The sequence below is a fragment of the Pseudoalteromonas sp. TAE56 genome, assembly GCF_000497955.1.
Taxonomy (GTDB): domain Bacteria; phylum Pseudomonadota; class Gammaproteobacteria; order Enterobacterales; family Alteromonadaceae; genus Pseudoalteromonas.
Window position 1 is genome coordinate 1 of the sequence record NZ_AUTN01000053.1, and the last position, 5,795, is coordinate 5,795.

The 5,795-nt window shown below is 40.6% G+C and carries 4 protein-coding genes and 4 tRNA genes; all 8 read right to left on the reverse strand.

Translation table 11 applies throughout. The features are described 5' to 3' along the window. Positions 1–1,966, reverse strand: a 1,966-nt coding sequence (gene rsxC / locus L656_RS0101970) for an electron transport complex subunit RsxC (RefSeq protein ID WP_024598005.1), incomplete at its 3' end; no start/stop codon positions are given. Between the two features lie 8 nt (positions 1,967–1,974). Beyond that, positions 1,975–2,529: an electron transport complex subunit RsxB gene (rsxB, locus tag L656_RS0101975; protein ID WP_002960333.1), complete on the reverse strand. Its 555-nt coding sequence runs from the start codon at positions 2,527–2,529 to the stop codon at positions 1,975–1,977. Position 2,530: 1 nt separating this feature from the next. Then, positions 2,531–3,112 (reverse strand): electron transport complex subunit RsxA, encoded by a 582-nt coding sequence (gene rsxA / locus L656_RS0101980; protein WP_008134172.1) that lies wholly within the window; start codon positions 3,110–3,112, stop codon positions 2,531–2,533. A gap of 211 nt (positions 3,113–3,323) precedes the next feature. Then, on the reverse strand, positions 3,324–5,267 hold the full coding sequence (locus tag L656_RS0101985) for an EAL domain-containing protein (protein WP_024598006.1): 1,944 nt from the start codon (positions 5,265–5,267) through the stop codon (positions 3,324–3,326). A gap of 148 nt (positions 5,268–5,415) precedes the next feature. After that, a tRNA-Asn gene (locus tag L656_RS0101990) sits at positions 5,416–5,492 on the reverse strand. A 29-nt stretch (positions 5,493–5,521) separates the two neighbouring features. After that, positions 5,522–5,598: transfer RNA gene (locus tag L656_RS0101995), tRNA-Asn, on the reverse strand. Between the two features lie 21 nt (positions 5,599–5,619). Continuing rightward, positions 5,620–5,696: transfer RNA gene (locus L656_RS0102000), tRNA-Asn, on the reverse strand. A 21-nt stretch (positions 5,697–5,717) separates the two neighbouring features. Then, positions 5,718–5,794 (reverse strand) — tRNA-Asn (locus L656_RS0102005). Position 5,795: the final 1 nt, after the last annotated feature.

The following is a 5,795-nucleotide window of genomic DNA, read 5'->3' on the forward strand; positions in this document are numbered from 1 at the left end:
CCGCTGCTTTTTTGTCATCAACAGGTGCCACGCTTTGTGGCGCTTCACTCACGGATTGCTTAGCGTCTTCTAATGCTTTAGCCGCTTTTTTGGCTTTAGCACGAGCAATGGCCGCAGCTACCGCTGATTTTTTATCATCAACAGGGGCATCGTTTTGTGGCTCTTCACTTGTTGTTTGTTCAGCGTTATCTAATGCTTGTGCTGCTTTTTTAGCTTTAGCGCGGGCAATGGCTGCAGCGACTGCTGATTTTTTATCATCAACGGGTGCAGTCTCGGCGGATTCATCTGTTTGAGATTTTTGCTCTTTATATTTACGCGCTTGTTCTTTACGTAGTGCGCGCTCTTTTGCTACTTCGCTGTTGTCAGGTTCTAATTCAGCAGATTGGTCGCCTAGCTTTTTAGCTTTAGCGCGTGCAATAGCGGCTGCAACAGCTGATTTTTCATCGCCGTTATCTGATTTATTTTTAACGCGGGCTAGTGCCTCTGCTACTTTTTGCTTTTCGTCAGCAGATTTAGCGGCAGGTTTACGTTTGTGGCGGTTTTGACGTTCTTCTTGCTCGCGATCTAAACGCTCTTTTCGTGCATCAAAACGCTCTTTTGCTCTGTCGGCTTTAATTTTGTCAGCTTGTTGTTCTTTAATTTCAACTTTGGCTATACGGTAGTACTGTACAAGAGGGATTTCGCTTGGACACACATATGCACAAGCACCACACTCAATACAGTCAAATAAATTATGCTCTTGTAGTTTGTCGTACTCTTTTGATTTAGCAAACCACTGCAATTGCTGTGGCAGTAAAGAAGCAGGGCAGGCATCGGCACAGGCGCTACAACGTATACAGGCTTTTTCAGGGCCGGGCTCCGCTAGCTCTTTATGATCAGGCGCTAAAATACAGTTGGTTGTTTTAACTATGCCAATACGCACTGTGGGTAGCGTAAAGCCCATCATTGGGCCGCCCATTACAACACTTTGCTGCGGTACAGGCGAGAAACCTTGGCAATCAAGTAAATGCTTTATTTCAGTGCCAAGTAGTGCCCATACATTTCCAGGCTTATGAATAGTGTTACCTGTTACCGTAACTATACGTTCAATGAGTGGTTTACCTTCATAAACGGCTTGTTGTACGGCAAACAAAGTCCCGGTGTTATGCACTAAAATACCAATATCGGCAGGAATACCAATACTAGGAACTTCACGGTTAGTAAGTAATTTAATTAATTGCTTTTCACCGCCAGATGGGTAAATAGTTGGCACCGTTTGAATAATTATTTTTGAGTTATGCTCAGCTGCTTGCTTCATTGCTGCAATAGCTTCAGGCTTGTTATCTTCTATACCCACAATGCACAGTGTTGGGTTTAAAAGCTGCTGCATTATTTCAATGCCTTGGATAACTTCTTTAGCGTGTTCGCGCATTAAAACGTCATCGGCAGTAATATAAGGTTCGCACTCAACAGCATTTACAATCAAAAATTCGATAGGTTGCTTGGTATCTGCTTTTACATAAGTAGGAAAACCAGCACCACCCATACCGCTAATACCGGCTTGGTGAATAATATTTATCAGCTCATCATGACTAAGCTCAGCAGGATTTTTATTTTTATTTAGAGCTACCCATTCGTCTTTGCCGTCTGGTTCAATAATAACACTTAGTTCAGGTAGGGCCGATGGATGTGCTGATGGCATAGGTGCAATATCAGTAACCACACCAGAGCTTGGCGCATGCACAGGTACCGACCAGTTAGCAGCAGGCGCTGTAAGTGGTTGGCCTTTTAAGACGTGTTGGCCTTTTTCTACAAGTAACTTACCGTTTGCGCCTATGTGTTGCTTAAGCGCAACAATGAGTTTGTCGGGCAAAGGTAGGCGAGTGATACTCGCACTATTAGAGAGTGATTTTTGTTGTGGTGGGTGTATGCCGCCAGGAAATGCCCACACGGTGCCTTTTTTTATTTGTTCAAGTAACTTGTCCACTCAAACCTCTAATCTATTTGTGTAACAGGAATAGCATCTAGCTGCCATTTCCAGTTTTGTTTAGTTTCGGCTACAGGTAGCATATCAATGCAATCTACAGGGCAAGGCTCAACACATAAATCACAGCCAGTACATTCATCAATTAATACAGTGTGCATTTGACGAGTTGCGCCCAAAATGGCGTCAACCGGGCAAGCTTGAATACATTTGGTACAGCCAATACATTCATCTTCGCGAATATAAGCCACTGTTTTTATAGGTTCTGCTTGCTCGCCACCGGCAAGTGGTTTTTCATCAACACCCATTAAGCCGGCAAGCTTTTTCATGGTTGATTCGCCGCCCGGTGGGCATTTATTTATTTCATCGCCATTGGCTATGGCTTCGGCGTAAGGGCGACAACCCGGGTAGCCACATTGTCCGCATTGAGTTTGCGGCAAAATAGTATCAATTTGCTCAACAATAGGGTTACCTTCAACGCGAAAGCGAATTGCTGCAAATCCTAAAATAAGTCCAAAAACGAGTGCTAGCGAGCCAATCGCTATCAAGGCATAAAACAAGGTCATATTAAAACTTCACTAATCCAGTAAAACCCATAAACGCCATCGACATTAAGCCTGCGGTGATCATTGCAATGGAGGCGCCTTTAAAAGGCGTAGGAACGTCAGCTGCTGCTAAGCGTTCTCGTAGTGCTGCAAACAATACAAGCACTAAAGAAAAACCAACCGCAGCACCAAAACCATACACTGCAGATTGTAAAAATGAATGATCTTCTTTGATATTTAATAGAGCTACACCTAATACCGCACAGTTAGTGGTGATCAGCGGTAAAAATATGCCTAGTAAACGATATAGAGTAGGGCTTGTTTTACGTACAACCATTTCGGTAAATTGCACTACAACGGCAATTACCAAAATAAAGCTCATGGTACGTAAAAATTCGATATCCAGAGGGATTAAAATATATTGGTTAACTAAATAGCTAGTTACAGAGGCAAGGGTAAGCACAAACGTGGTTGCCAAAGACATACCAATCGCTGTATCAAGCTTACCTGATACGCCCATAAACGGACATAAGCCTAAAAATTGTACTAATACAAAGTTATTAACCAGAACGGTCCCAATCAATAACAAGACATATTCTGTCATGTGTGCCTCACGCTATTAAAGTCCTGCGTATTATCCTTTTTTCTGCCCCGATAAACAACATTTGCGAGTCGTTATCAGTTAAATAAACGCAAGGACAAACATATTGATCACAAGGCTGTAAAATTAATGTGATTTTGATGTAAGGAATTACTCAAATAGCAGAAACAAAAAAAGAGCAACGAATGCTCTTTTTTTATTAATTAAAAACTAATTAAATATCTTTAGGTTTTTCTATGTAATAACCTTGAACGCCATCTAAACACAAAGTTTCTATTATATGTTTCTCTTCTTGGCTCTCAACGCCCTCAGCAAATACGCTAACACCAATACGGTGGGCTAAATCGACCATTAAGCGCATAAAGTACTGATTGTTTTTATCGTCTTCTAGGCCGCGAGTATAACTTGCGTCCATTTTAATAAAGTCAGGTTTTAAATCGCGGAAAAACTTAAATGAAGTCAAGCCAACACCAAAACGTTCAACAGTAACGCGTGCGCCAACTCTGTGCACCATGTCGATAAAGCGCTTACTAGCCTTTATGTTTTGCTGTAAACCAAACTCGCTTACTTCAAATACTAGTTTAGATGCAATATGCGTATCTTTTAATAATCGGCGTTCTAGCCAAATTACAAACTGATCGTTGTGTGCACTAGAGGCTGTTACATTTAAACCAAAAAACTTTTCGGATAAGTTACGGCTTTTAACCTTTTCAAGAGAAGAGTCGATTATCAGGCGATCAATTTCTATTGCCATATCAAGCTTTTCAGCCATTGCTAAAAAAGAAGCGGTAGGCAGTACTTGATTGTCTTCTGTTTTAAATCGAACTTGTACTTCAGCGTAGGCTTTAATACTTTTACCAAGTGGCATAATATTCTGCATAACTAAATGTACACGCTTAGATTCAATAACTTCCTTAATAATCTTACGCCAGTTTTGATTACCAAAACCTGCACTTACGTTATTAACTAAATCGGTTTCTCGTTGCACGTGCCATGCGTTTACTTGTTTTGATTGCGCCATACTCATCGCGTTATCAACAACAGAAAGCAATTCGCCTAACGGCTTACCTTTTTCGTAACCTACAATACCTGTATTAGCTACCGAGCTTAGCTCTTGGTTTTGTTGATACTGAGTAAAACGCGATTGTAGATTTTCACCAAAACGTTCAGCTTCTTTTAATGGAATGTGAGGCAGTACTACAGCAAAGTCAGAGCTGTTTAATCTAAATACTTGGCTACCAGTGTAAGTGCCGCTTATGTGCTTAATAATATCGGCAACGCCTTTAACGTACTCATCACCTTTTTGATAACCACGGGTTTGGTTTATAGCTTGTAGTTCGCTACAACGTACCATAGCTAAAGAGCCAAATGTACTTTGCTCAGTGTTTTCAATATTTTTTTCGTAGTACTCAACAAACATATTACGATTACCAAGCGAGGTAATTACATCTTTGTACGCTTCATGCTTAATAGTCATAGCAGCGCTTTGTATGTCTTCGTTTTTGTTTTTTAAAAAATGAGATAATCGATTAAAACTAGGTACTAAGTCTTTCCCCATTTTTTTCAATCGAGTGCCATCTAACGCTGTTTCTAAATCATTATCAACTTGGTTTTGATTAATATAAATATCGATAATGTCAGCAACTGTTGTACTTATGTTTTTATTTAGCTGATAGAAAATTGATTGCATTAAAATTATTGGAATAATAACTAAAATCGCAGAAATCAAAATAACGATAAAGAGGGACGTTTGAAGTTGCGACGCTAAATGTTCAATGTTAAGTACAAACTCAACTTTTATATCTGAGGCATCATTTACAGCAAATTGAGGGCGTACAGAATTAAAGTTAGAGAGTACAAATTCAGCAAACATTGGTAATTGAGTAGGGGGGTTAATGCTAAATATTTCAGCCCCTTGGTAATCTCTTAGCGTAAAGCTTGAAAACGTTTTACCATCTGCAATTGATTGTTTTAAATTTTTAGCAGAAATATCGTCTAAAGAAAGGTCATTAATATACTTAGTAACAGTTGTTTGCGCATTTTTTTGTGCATCACTTACTGCAGTATCAAAGCTTATAGATATGAAGTAGCTTCCTGCTGCAACACACAATAACCAAGTGATAATTTGTATAAAAATAAGTTTTTTAAATCCAGCCATGTTTTCAGTCTTTTAATAGTTCAAAAGGGAAGGAATCAAGTCCTTGATTAATAAACTAAGTACAGCGCATCAAAGAGTAAACTAATGCTTTAGTTATATAAGGAAGAGTAGTGGAATTAGCTTGAGATGTCTATGAAATTCTTAGAATTGGCTCCCCCTCCCCGACTCGAACGGGGGACCTGCGGATTAACAGTCCGTCGCTCTAACCAACTGAGCTAAGGGGGAACTAAAGTAGTGATATTATTATGATGATTTGGCTCCCCCTCCCCGACTCGAACGGGGGACCTGCGGATTAACAGTCCGTCGCTCTAACCAACTGAGCTAAGGGGGAACTACATCATAAACATAAACTTGGCTCCCCCTCCCCGACTCGAACGGGGGACCTGCGGATTAACAGTCCGTCGCTCTAACCAACTGAGCTAAGGGGGAATCGTTTATGGTTGAAAAACTTGGCTCCCCCTCCCCGACTCGAACGGGGGACCTGCGGATTAACAGTCCGTCGCTCTAACCAACTGAGCTAAGGGGGAA